11 protein-coding genes are annotated in these 15,475 nt (G+C 69.1%); 1 reads left to right on the top strand and 10 read right to left on the bottom strand.

Translation table 11 applies throughout. The features are described 5' to 3' along the window. Window positions 1-3: 3 nt before the first annotated feature. From FS845_RS14030 to FS845_RS14000, 7 genes are read right to left on the bottom strand one after another with little or no spacing between them, the layout of a single operon-like run. The gene (locus FS845_RS14030) at window positions 4-1,908 is read right to left on the bottom strand and encodes a Vi polysaccharide transport protein VexE (protein ID WP_144636194.1); all 1,905 of its coding nucleotides are present in this window, start codon (window positions 1,906-1,908) and stop codon (window positions 4-6) included. Then, window positions 1,901-3,067: a sugar ABC transporter gene (locus FS845_RS14025; RefSeq protein WP_260986284.1), complete on the bottom strand. Its 1,167-nt coding sequence runs from the start codon at window positions 3,065-3,067 to the stop codon at window positions 1,901-1,903. The genes FS845_RS14030 and FS845_RS14025 overlap by 8 nt, the downstream gene beginning before the upstream one ends. Then, window positions 3,054-3,767 (bottom strand): ATPase, encoded by a 714-nt coding sequence (locus FS845_RS14020; protein ID WP_144636189.1) that lies wholly within the window; start codon window positions 3,765-3,767, stop codon window positions 3,054-3,056. Before FS845_RS14020 ends, FS845_RS14025 begins: the two co-directional genes overlap by 14 nt. An 8-nt stretch (window positions 3,768-3,775) precedes the next feature. Next, window positions 3,776-5,116 (bottom strand): ABC transporter permease, encoded by a 1,341-nt coding sequence (locus tag FS845_RS14015; protein ID WP_144636186.1) that lies wholly within the window; start codon window positions 5,114-5,116, stop codon window positions 3,776-3,778. Window positions 5,117-5,121: 5 nt separating this feature from the next. Then, window positions 5,122-6,279 (bottom strand): polysaccharide biosynthesis/export family protein, encoded by a 1,158-nt coding sequence (locus FS845_RS14010; RefSeq protein WP_144636184.1) that lies wholly within the window; start codon window positions 6,277-6,279, stop codon window positions 5,122-5,124. A gap of 40 nt (window positions 6,280-6,319) precedes the next feature. Further along, window positions 6,320-8,377 (bottom strand): glycosyltransferase, encoded by a 2,058-nt coding sequence (locus tag FS845_RS14005; RefSeq protein ID WP_144636181.1) that lies wholly within the window; start codon window positions 8,375-8,377, stop codon window positions 6,320-6,322. Beyond that, window positions 8,374-10,854 carry a hypothetical protein gene (locus tag FS845_RS14000; RefSeq protein ID WP_144636178.1) on the bottom strand — a complete coding sequence of 827 codons (2,481 nt, stop codon included), beginning with the start codon at window positions 10,852-10,854 and terminating at the stop codon, window positions 8,374-8,376. The genes FS845_RS14005 and FS845_RS14000 overlap by 4 nt, the downstream gene beginning before the upstream one ends. 831 nt (window positions 10,855-11,685) lie before the next feature. Between FS845_RS14000 and FS845_RS13995 the strand changes: the two genes are divergently transcribed. Then, window positions 11,686-12,330 (top strand): LysE family translocator, encoded by a 645-nt coding sequence (locus tag FS845_RS13995; protein ID WP_186332284.1) that lies wholly within the window; start codon window positions 11,686-11,688, stop codon window positions 12,328-12,330. Window positions 12,331-12,346: 16 nt separating this feature from the next. On the opposite strand, the gene FS845_RS13990 is transcribed toward FS845_RS13995, so the two are convergent. The 3 genes from FS845_RS13990 to FS845_RS13980 all read right to left on the bottom strand — a co-directional run bounded on the left by FS845_RS13990 (window position 12,347) and on the right by FS845_RS13980 (window position 15,464). Next, on the bottom strand, window positions 12,347-13,309 hold the full coding sequence (locus FS845_RS13990) for a tripartite tricarboxylate transporter substrate binding protein (RefSeq protein WP_186332283.1): 963 nt from the start codon (window positions 13,307-13,309) through the stop codon (window positions 12,347-12,349). A gap of 66 nt (window positions 13,310-13,375) precedes the next feature. After that, complete coding sequence (locus FS845_RS13985) at window positions 13,376-14,530, bottom strand: alpha-hydroxy acid oxidase (RefSeq protein ID WP_144636171.1); 1,155 nt, start codon at window positions 14,528-14,530, stop codon at window positions 13,376-13,378. Between the two features lie 55 nt (window positions 14,531-14,585). Then, on the bottom strand, window positions 14,586-15,464 hold the full coding sequence (locus tag FS845_RS13980; RefSeq protein WP_144636168.1) for a TauD/TfdA dioxygenase family protein: 879 nt from the start codon (window positions 15,462-15,464) through the stop codon (window positions 14,586-14,588). Window positions 15,465-15,475: the final 11 nt, after the last annotated feature.

Below are 15,475 nucleotides of genomic sequence, written 5' to 3'. Positions count from 1 at the left end.
TCCTCATTGCTGCGCGGATCGGTCCGCGGCCGTGACGTGGCGCCAGATGCCGCCGCTCAGGCGCAGGTTCTCCGGCGGTCCCGCCAGATGCCGCCGAAGCCGCTCGAAATAGGCCTGCTGCCAGCGCAGGGCGTACGCCTCGACGTTCTCGCCCGGGTTCGCCGCGGGCAGCATCTCCAGCGTGAATGCCACCTTGCCGTCCTCCCAGCGCGGCGCGTAGAACACCGAGGGCACGCCCAGGCGATGCGCCATGCGCGAGGCGAAACTGGAGTAGGTCACTTCCTGCCCTTCGAAGGTCGTGCGCGGCGCGGCCGGATTCGCCGCGCCGTCCAGGGCCAGGCCCACCACGTAGCCCGATCCGAGCGCGCGCAGGCAGGACTTGGCGACCTGCGCTTCGGTCTGGTCCGCCGTGGAGATCAGCGCCGACGAATAGCTGCTTTGGGCGATGTTGGGCGCGGTCGCGAGCCAGCGCGACGGAATGCCCAGCAGTTCCAGCGCCAGCAGCCCCGCGTACATGGGTCCGACGTGCGCGGTGGCCACCACGACGCCCTGCCCGGAGGCCAGCAGCGGCGCGAAGAATCGCTCGCCGGCCTCGAGGTCGCCCAAAAGCGCCATGGCCTCTTCGACGCGGTCCTCGCGGCACTCGATCCAGTCGAACAGCAGGTGGTCCATCAGGTGGCCCCAGCGCGCCGCGCGCTCCCATTGCGCGCGGTCGGCGCCGGCATCGCCGCGCATCGACCAGGCCCAGTCGAAGCGTGCCCGCGGGATCGGCGCGCTGTCCAGGCGCGCCTCCATATCGGCCACGGCTTGCTCGAAGCTGTCCGGCAGCTTCGCGCCGCGGGCCGCCACGTAGCGCTGGAACAGCGCCTCCGCTTCCTGCGTGCGGCCCGCCTGCGACAGCGCGCCGATGGCGGTGCGCTGCCAAAGCAGGTTGTCGGGCGACTTCTCCAGCAGGGCCAGGGCCTCTCGCGCGGCATCCGCGTACTGGGCCGAATAGCGCAGCGCGCGGGCGTAGAGCACGCGGGCGTGCTCCAGGTCCGGCGCCAGCTCCACCGTCCGCCGCAACGGATCCACCGCGTCGCGGTAGCGTCCCGCGCGCAGCAGGGTTTCGCCATACAGCGACAGCACCCTGACGTCGGCGGGCGCCGCCTTCAACGCGGCCTCGAAGTGGGCCAGCGCGTGTTCCTTGCGGTCCGCCTCGGTGGCGCGCGCCAGGTGCGCCTGGCCCAGGCTGGTGCGCAACGGCGCACTATCGTGGCCGGCTTCCAGCGCCGCGGCGCCGAAGCGGATCGCCGCTTCCACCCGCTGGTCTTCGTACAGGGCGCGCACGGCCATCGCCGCCACGCGCTCGTTGGGCAGGTTCGCCGCATCCAGCAGCAGGGCCACGCGCGCGGCCTCCGCGCCGTCGCCGTTGCGGATGAACGCCATCATCCATGGGCCCGCTTCGCCGGGCTCGCCGGCCGCCAGGCCGGCGGTCTCGCGCGCCACGGCGGCGGCCTCGGCCACCAGGCCAGCCTGCAGGCGCAGCTGGATGCGCGCGGCGTGCAGTGCCGCCGCATCGGGCTCGATCGCCGCGGCGGCATCCGCCTGGGCGATGGCCTTGTCCCACTGCCGCGTGCGGCCGTACAGGCTGGCCAGCATGCGGCGGTCGTCGGCCTGCGACGGATAGGCCGACACCAGCACCTCCAGCGCGGCGATGGCCGGCGCCACCGCGCCTTCGCGCACATAAGGCGAGACCAGCAGCCGCCGGACATCGCGCCGGCCGTCCGCGGCCCGCACCAGCGCCACGTCCAGCGCCGCCATCTCGCGCACGGGGTCCGCCGCACCGCGGATGCGCGCGATGACTTCTCGCAGCCTGCCGGGTGCATCGCTCTTCGCGGCGGGATTCTCGGCCATCGCCTCAACCATGGCGCGCTCCCTTCAGCAGGGCCATCCCCACCCGCACCACGAACAGCAGCGCGAAGCCCAGCGCCAGGGCCTCCAGCAGCAGGATCAGCGTGCGCGGGCTGCTGGGCCGGTCGGTGGGCACCGGCTGCGCGATGATGGACAGGTAGCGCTGCAGGCGCAGCGTATCGCCCAGCGCCTGCTGGTACGACTGCTGCGCCAGCGTCAGGTTGGAGTCCGCGAACGCCTGGGCATTGCGCAATGCCTCGTACGACTTCAGCAACTTGGCCTCCGTATTGCCCTTGCCGCTCAGGCGCTCGCGCACGTCCGACAGGCGCTTCTTCAGGGCCGTGATCTGCAGCTGGGCGGGCCGCAGCATGGGATGGTCCTTGTTGCCCAGCGCACGGATCTTGTCCAGGTTGATCTGCGCGCTGTTCAGTTCGCTTTCCAGCGTGCTGGACAGGTTCAGCAGCATCGACACGGTGGCCGTGGGGTCGATGTTGCCGTGGGTGGTGCGCCATTCCGTCAGGGCGTCGCGGGCTTCCAGCGCCTTGCGCTCCGCGCGCTTGAGCGACTCCTGGCTCACCTTCAGCTTGTCGGACACGCCTTTCTCGTTGAGCCGGCTGACGAAGTCCTCCGCCAGCTCGATCAGCGCCTTGGACAGCAGCTCGGCGTCCTCCGGCGAGAACGCGCTCACGCGCAGCACGTCGATCTGCTCCAGCGCATTGAACGACACCTGCACCGAGGCCTGGTAGGCGCGGTAGAGTGCGTCCTCGCTGGAGTCCTCGGACAGGTGGTTGGCGGGGTCCAGACCGCCGTTGGTCAGGTACTGGCGCAGGCCCACCTTGTGATCGAGCTGGCGCATGCTGTCGCGCGACATGAGGAAGTCCTTGACCGCCCAGCCATCCACGAAGCCGCCCAGCATGCCGCCGCCGTTGCCCGTGGTCAGCAGGCTGGCCGCGCCGGCGCCCGCCGACTGCTGGCCCGACGCCGACTGCACGAAGAACCGCGACTCGGCCTCATAGCGCGGCGTGGCGAGGTTCATCGCATAGACCAGCGCGCACACCACGGGCGCGATGACGATCAACACGCTGACCCAGCGCCGCCGGCGCCGGTCGCGCAGCGTCGCCTGCCGCTCGCGGCGGCGGCGCTCGATCTCGGTCTCGCCCTCAGATGCCGACATCGTCGAAGCCTCCGCCGTAGGGGTCGTCGCCCGCGCTGCCGGCGTCCTCCCTGGATCGTCTGGCCGGGAACTGGGCGAAACACCAGTCGAGGTCATCTTCGATTCGGAGGGCACTTCGCTCATAGACTAAGCCTTTCAAGCAATAGTCCGCCAGTTGGTTCCGGCGGTAATTGGAAAAAACGAGCGTCCGCCCGACCAGGCGCTCCTCGAACAGCGCCAGCCACAGGCGCGTGAAGCGGCAGGGCTCGAAGGGGATGGCCCCCTCGATCACGTACACGTCGAAGGCGGGGGCCAGCGCCAGCGCGAACGTGAACTCCTGCCGCACGTAGATCGGCCAGTGCTCCATCGGCTGGCCCAGGCTCCTGGGCTCGCTGACGAGGTCCGCCACCAGTTCGACGGTGGCCTCGGCGTTGAGGTCGTAGCGTTCGGCCACCAGCTGGATCATGTTCAGGCCGCTGGCCTTGCCGCGGATGAAGCCCTGCCGGCCGATGGCCCACGACACGCTGCCGCCGTGCTGCACGAAGCCCTGGCGCGGCGGGCGCAGGCCGCACAGCACGTCGATGACCTGCCGATGCAGCTCCGGCGTGGGCGACAGCAGCGCATAACGCCCGACGGGGATGTCGATGCTGGCGTTGGACAGCAGCGGCTGCCTGCTGCCGAAGGCGTAGGGTTCGTCGGTGACGCCATGAAGATGGATCATCGCGTTCCTCACATGGGCTGGACGTTGCTGCGGGCCAGGCGCTCGGCCGCGAGGGCCGCCACCGCCAGGAACACCAGCGACGTCAGGAAATAGCTCAGGCTCGCGTCCTGCGACGTGTAGGCCTCGAAATACGCCGAGCGCAGCAGTTGCATGCCGTGCGCGAACGGCGACCAGAGCACCCACGGGCGCAGCGACTCCGGCAGCTGTTCCGACACCAGGAACACCGCCGAGAAGATCTGCAGGAAGCGCTCGATGATGGGCGTGATCCTGAGGAAGAAGCGCCAGCCCGTCGCGATCGCGCCGAACAGCACGCCCATGGCGGCGCCGCAGGCCGCCATCAGCACCACGTAGAACATGGACCCGGCCACGTCGTTGGGTAGCGTGATCAGGTCCAGCGCGTGGCCCGCGCTGATCAGCACGGCGAACACCACCAGGTAGACGGCCACGTACAGCACCGACTGCACCACGGCCAGCATCAGCGGCTTGACGCCCGGCAGGTTCAGCAGCCCGCGCGCCGATACGTAGGCCGTGCTGCTGCGGAAGACGATCTGGCGGAACATGATCCAGGTGGTCGCCCCCAGCAGCGAGAACGTCGGCACGTCCATGCCCAGGATGAAGTGCGTGCCCATGATGAAGTACAGCGACGAGATCAGCGTCAGCAGCACCACCGGGCCGACCAGCGCCCACACCAGGGCAAGGCGGCTCTCGCCGTGCATCACGTGCAGCTGGTAGACGAACAGCGCGAACAGCGTGCGCAGGCCCGCCCCTTCCTGGTCGTCGCGGCGCGGGCCATGGCCCGCGTGCAGCGCGCGCACGCGGGCGCGCAGGATGTCCAGGTCGCGGGCCTCGTCCGGCGGCAGCTCGACCTCGAGCGCGACGTCGTTGCGCGAGGCCTCGCGGCGGGCAAGCTGCGCTTCCTCCATCTTGCGCCGCTGCACGCGCCGGTCGTGCGCCGCGCGCAGCCGCTGGTCTTCCTCCACCAGCTTGGCCGGCAGGTAGCCCGGCCGATACACGTCGACGCCGGCCCGGATGTCGAGCTCCAGCAGGCGCACGATCAGGCGCAGGCGCCGCCGCGAGAAATCGGCCAGCGCCTCGTCGCCGCCATGGCGCGCGACCTCCGCGTCCAGCTCGGACTGGATGGCGTCGTACACGGCGCGCCGCGCCGCCACGGTGTCGTGCGGGGCGCCCTGCAGCCGAGCCAGCAGCGGCTTGAACAGGACGTCCGGCTTCGAGTTCGTGTCCAGCAGCGCCGCGGGATCCAGGCGCCATACCGAGACGCCGGCGCCTACGGTGTAGTTGCGTTCCTGGCGCCGGTTGCGCCAGCCCCGGATGCGGTCCTCATTGCTCATCGGCACTATTGCTGGTTGATGACCTGGCTGGAGCCGCCAGAACCGCTGTCGATGGCGCGCGTGGCGCTGAAGCCCGCGCTCATGCTGAAGCGGAAGGCCGACAGGACCTTCTGCACCTGCGTGAACGTCGCATCCGAAATGTAGATCGCCTCGCCTTCGCGCACCGTGAACTGGCGGGCCATCGCCACCTGCTCCGGCTTGGTCAGGTCGAACTGGTAGACGATGGGCACGGTGTCCGGCTTGCCGTCCACACCGGCCTTGGCGGGCGTGAACAGGAACACCGCGGCCGGGTCGGCGGTCGCGTCGTCCAGGCCCTTGGCATCGCCCAGGGCATCGAGCACCGTGTAGTTGCGCTTGCTGATGGCCACGCGGCCCTGGTTGCCGGCCGCGCCCAGCACCGTCAGGTACTCCTTCGCCTCGTGCGCGGTGATGACGTCGCCCGCGCGCAGCAGGATGTCGTTCTCCTGGTTGTTGTAGATGTCCGCCAGGCGCACCGACGCCACCTTGTTGTCGCGCCGCAGCGAGATCACCAGCTGCTCGGGATTGGTCTGCACCGGCGCGGCCAGCGCCAGCGCGCTGCTCAGGCGCTGCGCGGTCTGCGTGATGGGATACATGCCAGGCTTGGTCAGGTTGCCCTGCACCGTCACCATCTGGCCGCGCTCGCCGGCTCGGGTCACCGTCACGTCGGACGCGACCACCAGCTTGCTCAGGCGCGCGACCACCGCGTCGTGCAGTTGTCCCAGCGTCAGCCCGCCCGCCTTGAAGCGGCCCAGGATGGGCAGGTAGAGCGTGCCTTTCGGATCGATCTCGTGGGTGCCCAGCTCGCTGACGCCCGCGGCGTTGGCCGCGAACACGCCCAGGCCGTCGCGCTCCCACACCGTGACGCTGATGCCGTCGCCCGGCACCAGGCGGTCGAAGCCCGCCTGGGTCAGGTCGCGGTAATGCGCCGGGAAATTCTCGACGGCGGGCTGCCGGCTCGCCTGCACGAGCTCGGGCGACACCGGCATCACGATGACGTCCTTGTCATCGTGACCCGACGTCAGGTCGCCCATCATCGGACCGGATCGGGGCAGCGTGCACCCCGCCACGGTCAGGGTCGCCAGCATCGCCACAAGCAGTGCGGCCTTGCGTTGCAGGCCGAAGGCCGGAACGTGAGTTTGCATAGATTCCTTGTTTCCAGGACCACGGCGCAACGCCGCGCGATCAGGCTTCCCTCAGGCGCATGCCGACGGACTGCTCGTCATCGCCGCGGGCCACGCCCAGGACGGTGACGCACAGGCTCAGGAACTTGTCCAGCATCGCATTCAGCGAAAACAGTTCCCGCGCCCGCTGTCGGCTGTGCTGCTTCAGCACGTCGTTGCCGCGCATCATGTCGACGATGGACTCGACCTTGTCGCAGGCCTCGTTCAGGTCGGGATGGTCCAGGTCGTCCAGCAGATGGCCCGTCACGTTCTGCACGAAGCATTCGCCCGCCCCGCCCGCCGGGGTCGAGACCACCGGCACGCCCAGCAGCTGCGCCTCGATGAGCACGTTGGGCAGGCCTTCGAAACGGGACAGCAGCACCTTGGCATCCATGCGCGAATACCAGTAGCCCACGTGGTTCGACAGCCCGACGAACAGGAACCTGTCCGTCACGCCCAGCTCCTGGGCCAGCGCCGCCATGCTGTCGTGCATGCGTCCGTCGCCCACGATGAAGAAGCGCGCCAGCGGCCGCCGCTTCAGGTATTGCGCGGCGAGCTTGAGCCACAGCTGCGGCCTTTTGTCGGGCTCCAGCCGGAACACGCCGCCGATGGTCTCGGTGGCGTCGGGCGTGCTGGCCTTGAAGGCCTCCCACTTGCGCCTGTCCTCCTCCGAGGGTTCGGTGGCCAGCTCGGGCACGCCGTTGTACAGGATGTGAAACCGCTCGATGGGGATGTCGAGCCACTTCGCGTATTCCTGCGCGGCCGTGAAGCTGTTGCTGACGAAGTGCACGCCGGGGATCTGTGCCAGCGCCTGGTAGAGCACCGGGTACTCCTCGCGGAACCGGTCCTTGCGGATGTTCGGCGGCAAGCCCCGGAACACCAGGTGGATGGTCGGCACGCCGGCCAGCAGCGCCGCCAGCGCGCCGAACAGGCACGTGCCGTCCTGCCAGAGGCTGACCACGTCGAACCCGTGTTCGCGCAGCATGGGCGTCAGGCGCGTCACGCCGTAGTGCACCGGCGGCGGCAGCTGCTCCAGCAGGCGCGCCAGCACGGGGTCGTCGGCCGGCTGGTGCGAGGTCGCGATGGCGGGCAGGCCATTGATCTCGGTCACCGGAATCTGCGCCTTGGTCAGCACGGGCAGGAAGAAATCCATGCCCGACTTCTTGGCGCCGGAAGTATCCGTGTGCTGCTTCACCAGCACCTCGACCTTCTCGGGCCGCACGTGCATGAACGACGGCCGCTGGTCCGGCGAGGACGCCATGCGGCTCAGCTCGCTGGCCAGCCGGGTCAGCTGCCGCTCGGCGCCGCCGGGCCCCAGGCTGCCCGTCACCAGCGCGATCGACACGGGATTCTCTGGCGGCTTCTCCTCGATCTCCCGTTCCCGGAAATGCAGGATCGCGTGCTTCATCGAGACGATCTTGACGTCCTTGCCGGCCAGCTCCTCGTCCGACGCGAGCTCGCGGTAGAAGGCATGGTCGGCGGCCAGCGCGCTGGCCAGTTCCTGCGCCTTGCTGCCGGGCGCCAGCTGGTCGGCCACCGGCTGGATCGCCTGGTAGGCATCCAGCAGCAGGCCGCGCTTGCGCAGGCGCTTGGCGAACTCGACGCGCACATTGCGATCGTCGTAGCGCGCGATAAGCCGGCGGAACAAGGCGTCCGACTGATCATGGGCGCGGATGTCGCTCAGCAGCTTGGCGCGAGCGAACAGCCTGTCCGGCTTGCGCGTGGTCTTGGGGATGTGGCGGTCGATCAGCGCCAGCGCATCGTCCAGGCGATGATCCTTCACCAGCCGCGACGCGCAGTAGCGGATGATCTGCAGGTCGCTCGGGCAGTCCTCGAGCAACTGCGACCATTGCTCGGCCATGCCCTCGTTGACCCCCGCCGTCTCCTTCAGGCGCAGCAGCAGGAACCGCACCGTCGCATCCTGCATGTGCTCGCCGGCCAGCGCCTGCGCGCGGGGCAGGTTCTCCTGCGCGAGCAGCACGCGGGTCGACGCCGCGACGATCTCCTCCAGCTGCGACTGGACCCACTGCAGCTCGGACGCTTCCGCCACCTCTGACTCGGAACCCTGTGGACGCGTCATGCCGCTCTCCTGCGGTTGGCCTTGTCGATCCAGATCTCGCAACGCTGGATGTAGTGGTCGAATTGCTCGGGATTGTCCGAACGCGCCCGCAGCGCCTGCCAGTAGGGCAAGGCACGCTCGAACAGATGCAGGCGCATCGCGCCGACCGCGGCGGTGCGCAGGCCGATCACGTCGTCGGGCACCAGTTGCAGGATCTTCTCGCCCACCGCCAGGCGCTCGCTCGTGCTCGACGGCTCAAGCGCGCGCACCTCGGCGTACAGCACGCCCAGCACGCGGCGCTTCTCGTGCGCGACCTCGGACATCTCCGGCCACGACTGCTCGATGCGCTCCAGCAGGTTCCACGCCGCGCGGTGATCGCCGTCGGCCAGCAGCTGCCGGGCGGCGCGGATCGAACGCGAACCGAGCCGGCCCAGCTGGCGCTCGGCCTCGTCCTTCGCGTTCTGGTCCGCCGACGCATGGTTGCGCACGGCGTTGTAGGCGTCGATGGCCTCGCCGAACCAGCCGCCGTTGAACGCCACACGGGCGAAGTACAGCTTGGTGCTGAACTGGGCGGCGTCGTCGGAGACGGCCCGTTCCAGATGGCGCATGGCGGTCTTGGTGTCGCCCAGCGCATCCGCGGCCCGGCCGCGCATCGCGTCCAGTTCGGGGAAGTCGACCTGGGCGTCCAGCGCGATGTCCGTCAGCTCGATCACTTCCCTGTGGTTGCCCGCCACCAGCGCGGCCCGCACGGCCACGCGCATGGCGCGCTCGAAGGCCCGCTGCGCGCGGGCGCCGGCCAGCGCATCGGGATCGAGCATGCGGTGCGCGCAGATGCGCTCGGCGGCATCGCGCAGGCGCCCTTCGTCCAGCGCGCGGGCGCCTTCCTCGGCCCACGCCACCGACTGCGTCTGCAGCCACGCGCGGACTTCTTCCTGTTCGCTGGCCGGCAGGCGGCACGACACGGCCAGCGCGGCCGCGGCGACCAGGCAGCCGCGCCACGAGGCTTCCTGTACGAGCTCCAGGACCTCGTTGTCGGGCAGCGCGGGGGTCTCGGACGCCAGCGCGCGCAGCGCCGCGCGGTCGCCCGCGATCAGGCGGTCGCGCCACAGCACGGCGAAGCTGCGGCCGTGCGAGGGTTGCGCCGCGCGCACCTCGTCCACCCAGCGCAGCACGGCCTTCATGTCGCCGCTGGCCTGCAGCATGGACAACACGGTGTCCGCCGCTTCCAGCGCCCAGGCCTGGTCGGCGGACGGGATGCGGAACAGCTGCTTCCAGTTGCCCAGCGCCTCTTCCGCGTGGCCCAGCTGGGCCGCGGAGGCCGCCGCCACGCGCACGATCTCCGGGGTTTCTTTTTCGTCGCCCAGCAGGCCGGCGGACAGCGAGTACGCCAGGTCGTAGCGGCCGAGCCTGAAATGGCTGCGCATCAGGATCTGCTCGGCCTTGGTGCCCGAGGCCACCACGCCGCCCGCGTTTTCCAGCAGGGCGATCGCTTCCTCGTAGGCGCCCAGCTCCGACTGCATGCGGGCCAGCAGCACGACGTGGTCGGGCAGGCCGGGATGGCGGCGCAGCACGTGGCGCGCGCGGCGCGAGGCCTCGCGCAGCTCGCCCGTTTCCCACAGCCTCTCGATGCGTTCGGCGGCGTCGTCCGCGGCGAGCTTGGCCGCGGTGGGCGCCGGCGCCGATGCGCTGATCCGCGGACGCATGTAGGTCTTGAACCACTCGGCGCCCAGGCGATCCGAGAACATCTCGGTGTAATGGGTCAGGTCCAGCCCGCCGTCTTCCATCGCGTCGGCCTGGCCGATCTTGTTCATCAGAGGCGTCGGGTCATAGCAAGGCACGCCCAGGCGCTGCGCGGCCTCGGTCACCACGGCGATCAGCTGCTGGCGCGACTCGATCGGCGCATTGTCCGGCGTCAGGGCATTGACGTGCGTGACGAACACCACCTTGTCGCGGCCCAGCAGCTCGACCAGCTGCTGCATCTCGCCTTCGATCTCGGCATCGGGAAGCTCGCGCTTCAGGATGCGGGCGAGCACGTCGCGGTCGTGCGCCGGCAGGCTGTTGAACACCGGGTCCTGGTCCAGCAAGGCACGGCGTTCCGCCTGCCTGTCGGCGGTGGCCAGGGACCAGAACGAGCGAGCGCGCGCGCGATCGGCGAAGAACTCGCTGAAGTGGCGGCCCAGGTAGTTGGACTGGATGGGATGGCCGTCGACGGTCAACAGCTTGCGCGACGACAGTTCGACGATGTAGAGGTCCGCCGGCTTGTGCACGGCATTGCCGGCGCGGCCGGCGATCGAGGGCCGGAAGATCAGTCGCTGCACGTCCGCGGGGATCTCGGCCTGGCCGAGCATGAAGCGCGCCTGCTGGAGCGCCTCGGAAGAGGTGTGGACGAAGCCGTAGTTGCGGCCGAGCTGCAGTTTGATCGGATAACGCGCCGCGGCATCGCGAAGCGGAGTATGGATGCGGCAGGTTCCAATCGGGGCGATGGTGAAATCAGCCATTCAGCGTCCTTGAAAAGGTGGATTGACGGGCTGAACTTCGAGAGTCCAGTAATGGGATCGGGTTTGGTCCGAAGGTTGCGGCGCCCTGTTTCAGGGGGCCGATCTCCTGCCTTCGGATACGGGCATCGGGCTCGATATGGCCCGTCCAATCGTCACCTGTTGCAGGCGCGGATTACGTCGTTCGGCGACGTCGGAACCGATGGCACCCGGGCGCTCGAAGCGCGCGGCTGCCATCGGCGAGCCCGCACGATGCGGGCCGGATGCTGCGTTGTGTTCTACCACTGGTACCTCACTGCTTGTCCTCGTGCACGGGCACGAGCGGAGGACCACCCGCATACATGTAGAAACAATTTCATGATGCGGTGTCCAATCCGGTCCCTGACGCAAACCCAAAAAAATTCGGACAGACATCACGCCTTCCGAATAATTGGACTCCAGGGACCCCGGCGGACGAATCCTAGGCGCAAAACCACGCAATATTCTTTCTAAAAATTTTTATTGCTGTGGAGATGAGTCAAAATCGATGTAATTTGGGAGAGAGTCGGGGCAAAAAATTACACTCATTACACAAATATCAAAAAAGTAGTGGGCATAAACTTATTTATATACGTGTTAAATGGTGTCATTTTTTACCGGTTAACCGATTCGCAATATATGCAAATGCCGGCGCGCGCCATCGCGCCGCCAGGGTTCCAGGTCCGGCGCTGGCACGCGTGACGAATCGGACAAAATTTCGCGACGGGGGCCCACAGCGGGAAAACGCACCGCCACCGCCGGGATATAGTCGAGCGCCCCGCGCAGCACGTCGCTGCAGCCTGCCCGCTCCGCTCCATGCCCACGCTGCACCTGTTCCTGCTCTTCCTGGCCGCCGACCTGGCCTTGAAGCTCACTCCCGGCCCCGACATGGCCCTGACCCTGACCCGCGGCATGACCCAGGGCTTCCGCATTGCGTGGCTCAGCGTGCTGGGTACCTTCTGCGCGGGCTTCGTGCAGATTCCGCTGGCTGTGCTGGGCCTGGCTGCCCTCTTCAAGGAATCGCCCGCGCTTTTCGTGGGCGTGAAGCTGCTGGGCGCGCTCTACATGGCGTACCTGGGCATCAAGGCGCTGCGCCGCAGCCGCCAGGCGCGCGAGCTTGCCGCCGTGCCGGCACGCGGCACAGGGCGCGACGTGTTCGTGCAGGGATTCCTGACGAACCTGCTCAATCCCAAAGTGTCCCTGTTCCTGATCGCCTTCCTGCCGCAGTTCACCGACCCCGCGCAGGGGCCCGTCTGGCGGCAGATGCTGGTGCTGGCCTGCGTATCCAAGGTGTTCGGCCTGTTCTCGGGCGCCGGCTTCGCGTATGGCGCCTCGCGCATCCGCCCATGGCTGACGCGCAATCGCTGGTTCCTGCGGGCGCAGGAAGGCGCGCTGGGCGCGATGATGCTGGCGATCGCGGGCTACATGGTCGCCGGCACGGACGTGCCGGCCACGAAGTGACCGGCGCCTGCCCGCCCTACTGCATGCCGCCCTTGTGCCGTCCGATCAGCGCCTGCATCCGGTCGTGCTGCGCCTGCAGGAAGTCGCCGAAGGCCTGTGGCGTTTGCGGCTCCGGGGTCAGGCCGAGGTCCAGGATGTGCGCGCGCACCTCCGGCTTGCGCAGGATCTCGCCGATGTCGCGCGCCAGCTGGTCGCGCACCTCGGGCGGCGTCCTGGCCCCGACCATGATGCCGAAGTACGAGGACAGCTCCAGATCGGGATAGCCCACGTCCGTGGCGCTGGGTACGTCCTGCCAGTTCTCCATGCGCGCGGCGCTGCCGATCAGCAAGGCCCGCAGCCTGCCGTCGTCGACGAACGGCTTGAAGTTGCGGCCCTCGAACACGCCTGAGATCTGCCCGCCGATCAGGTCGTTGATGGCTCCTATCGTTCCCGCTTTGTAGGGCACCGAGATGATCTTGATGCCCACGGCGTCGGCGAACTCCAGGGCCGCCAGGTGCGAGCTGGACCCGATGCCGGCATTGCCCAGGGCCACCGGCTGGCTGGACGCGCGCGCCTGCTCGATGAACTCGGCCAGCGACCGGGGACCGCTGCCGCCGCGGGTCAGCAGCGCCAGCGGATACCGCCCCACCAGCGTGACGGGCGTCAGGTCCTGCGGCTTGTACGGCAGGCTGTCCATCAGCAGCGGATTGGTCGTCCACGACGGACTGATGTACAGCAACGTGTGGCCATCGGCCTTGGCGCGCGCGACGAAGCTGGTGGCGATGGTCGTCTGTCCGCCGGGCCGGTTGTCCACGATCACGGACTGTCCCCATCGCTTGCTCAGTTCACGGGCCAGCACCCGGGCGACATTGTCGGATGGGCCGCCCGGCGCGAAGGGCACGACGATGGTGACGGGCTGCGCCGGAAACGGCGCCGCGGAAGCGGCCAGCGGCAACGCCAGGCCGGCCAGCACGGCCAGCGTGTGGATGAGTTTTCTCATGCATGTCTCCTGATGGGGTTCTGGTTTTTCTGGTGCCGGCGCGTGCATGCCGGCGACGCGCCTGCGTCATGGCGGCGACGCATGCAGCATGTCGGCGCCGACGTCGGACACACGCGCCGCGCCGCACAGCTGGAACGTGCGCTGCAGTTCGTCGCGCAGGATGTGCAGCGCCCGCTGCGCGCCCTCCTGCCCGCCCGCCAGCACGCCATACAACGTCGCGCGACCGGTCAGCACGCCGGCGGCGCCCAGCGCGAGCGCCTTGAAGATGTCGGCGCCTCGGCGAATGCCGCCATCCAGCAGCACGGGAATGCGCCCGCCGGCCGCCTCGACCACGCCCGGCAGCGCATCCAGCGTGGCCACGCCGCCGTCGAGCTGGCGGCCGCCGTGGTTCGACACGACCAGCGCATCGGCGCCCAGCTCCAGCAGCGGCGCCACGTCGCGCGGGTTGACCACGCCCTTGACGATCAGCCGGCCCGGCCAGCGCTCGCGCAGGCGGGCCAGGGCCGCCAGGTCGAAAGAGGGGTCGTAGTTGCGCCCCGCCACCGACTCCATCGCCTTGCGGTCCGGATCGATCTTGCGCATGCCCGCCAGGCTGGGCATCACGGGCGGCCGGCGCAGCGCCATGTCCAGGGCCCACGCGGGTCGCGAGGCGAACGCCAGCACGTTGCGCGGGCTCAGCTTCATGGGCAGGCCCAGGCCGTTGCGCAGGTCGCGCTCGCGCTTGCCGCCCACCGGCAGGTCCACCGTGATGACCAGCGCTTCGTACCCCGCGGCCTGGGCGCGGTCGATCAATGCGTGCAATCGCCCCTTGTCCTGCAGGATGTACGCCTGGAACCACAGCCGGCCGGGCGCCTTCTCGGCGATCTCCTCGATCGACGCCGTGGCCGAGGTGGACAGTGTGTACGGAATGCCCATGGCGGCGGCGGCGCGGGCCAGGTCGACGTCGCCGCCGCGCCAGCCGAATCCCACCGCGCCGGTAGGCGCGATGGCCATGGGCATGGCCGCCGTGCCGCCCAGCAGCCAGGTGGACAGGTCCACCGAGGCCACGTCGCGCAGCACGCGCGGGGACAGCCGCACCCGCGCATACGCGTCGCGGTTGTCGCGCAGCGTGGTCTCGTCCTCGGCGCCGCCCTCGAAGAAATCGAAGATCGGACGCGGCAGGCGGCGGCGCGCCTCGCGCCGCAACCCGTCGATGCTGTGGCACAGGCCGACGCGGCTCATGGCTGCCTCCGGGCGGCCTGGGCACGGACACGGCCGCGGGCGTACCGGCGGGCCCTCACGCAAACGCCTCGGGAAAATAGCGGTCCGCCATGACCTGGCAGCGCTTGATCAGGCGCGGCTCGTCGGGCCGGTAGTCCGCCACGGCGTTGTGGATCGTGCCCATGTTGTCCCACATCAGCACGTCGCCCACCGCCCAGTGGTGGCGATAGCGGAACCGCTCCTGCAGCTGGTGCTCGAACAGGAAGGCCAGGACCTCGTCGCTGCGGGCCTCGGACATCTCGTTGATGCGCACCGAGTAGCCCGGATTCGCATACAGCACGCGGCGGCGCGTGATGGGATGCTCGAGGAAAACCGGATGCGTGACCGGCGGCTTGCGGCGGCGTTGCTCTTCGGTCAGCGGCGGCCGGGTGCTGCCCTTCTCCTGGCGCATTTTCTCCCAGAACTTGTTGAAGTCATGGGTGATCGTCATGCCCTGCAGTTCGCTGCGCAGGTCGTCCGGCAGCGCGTCGTACGCGGCATGCATGTTGCAGAACTCGGTATTGCCCAGCGATCGGCCGTCGCGCACGGGAATGCGGATGCCGTACAGCACGTTGGCGAACGCGATGGTGCGGCTGTAGGCCATGTCGGTGTGCCAGTCCTGCCCCGCGTCGGCCAGGCCGATGGGCTTGCCATCCTCTTTCAGGTTGGACAGGATCATGACCTCGGGCATGCCGGGTTCGTGGTACTGATTGGCCACGTTGACCTCGAGCGTGCCGAAGCGCGCGGAGAAGTCGCGCAGCTGCCCCGCGGTCAGTTCCTGGTTGGGAAAGCTGACGACACCGTAGCGCCCGAGCGCCTGCTCGATGCCGCGCAACTGCTCTTCGGACAGGGGCGAGGCCAGGCTCACCCCCTCGATGCGTGCGCCCAGGACGGCGCCGGATTCAACGATCTGCATGGATGGTTCCT

Origin of the sequence: Bordetella genomosp. 13, from assembly GCF_007679965.1 — a bacterium.
Lineage (GTDB): Bacteria > Pseudomonadota > Gammaproteobacteria > Burkholderiales > Burkholderiaceae_B > Bordetella.
Note: the sequence above shows the minus strand (reverse complement) of the source record. Positions and strands in the feature narration are given on the sequence as shown.

Bases quoted from the DNA above. Each gene is read 5' to 3' on its own strand.
- FS845_RS13980 (WP_144636168.1), bottom strand. From the start codon at position 15,464: ATGCAGATCGTTGAATCCGGCGCCGTCCTGGGCGCACGCATCGAGGGG.
- FS845_RS14025 (WP_260986284.1), bottom strand. From the start codon at position 3,067: ATGTCGGCATCTGAGGGCGAGACCGAGATCGAGCGCCGCCGCCGCGAG.
- FS845_RS13985 (WP_144636171.1), bottom strand. From the start codon at position 14,530: ATGAGCCGCGTCGGCCTGTGCCACAGCATCGACGGGTTGCGGCGCGAG.
- FS845_RS14010 (WP_144636184.1), bottom strand. From the start codon at position 6,279: ATGCAAACTCACGTTCCGGCCTTCGGCCTGCAACGCAAGGCCGCACTG.
- FS845_RS14005 (WP_144636181.1), bottom strand. From the start codon at position 8,377: ATGACGCGTCCACAGGGTTCCGAGTCAGAGGTGGCGGAAGCGTCCGAG.
- FS845_RS13990 (WP_186332283.1), bottom strand. From the start codon at position 13,309: ATGAGAAAACTCATCCACACGCTGGCCGTGCTGGCCGGCCTGGCGTTG.
- FS845_RS14030 (WP_144636194.1), bottom strand. From the start codon at position 1,908: ATGGTTGAGGCGATGGCCGAGAATCCCGCCGCGAAGAGCGATGCACCC.
- FS845_RS14000 (WP_144636178.1), bottom strand. From the start codon at position 10,854: ATGGCTGATTTCACCATCGCCCCGATTGGAACCTGCCGCATCCATACT.
- FS845_RS13995 (WP_186332284.1), top strand. From the start codon at position 11,686: ATGCCCACGCTGCACCTGTTCCTGCTCTTCCTGGCCGCCGACCTGGCC.
- FS845_RS14015 (WP_144636186.1), bottom strand. From the start codon at position 5,116: ATGAGCAATGAGGACCGCATCCGGGGCTGGCGCAACCGGCGCCAGGAA.
- FS845_RS14020 (WP_144636189.1), bottom strand. From the start codon at position 3,767: ATGATCCATCTTCATGGCGTCACCGACGAACCCTACGCCTTCGGCAGC.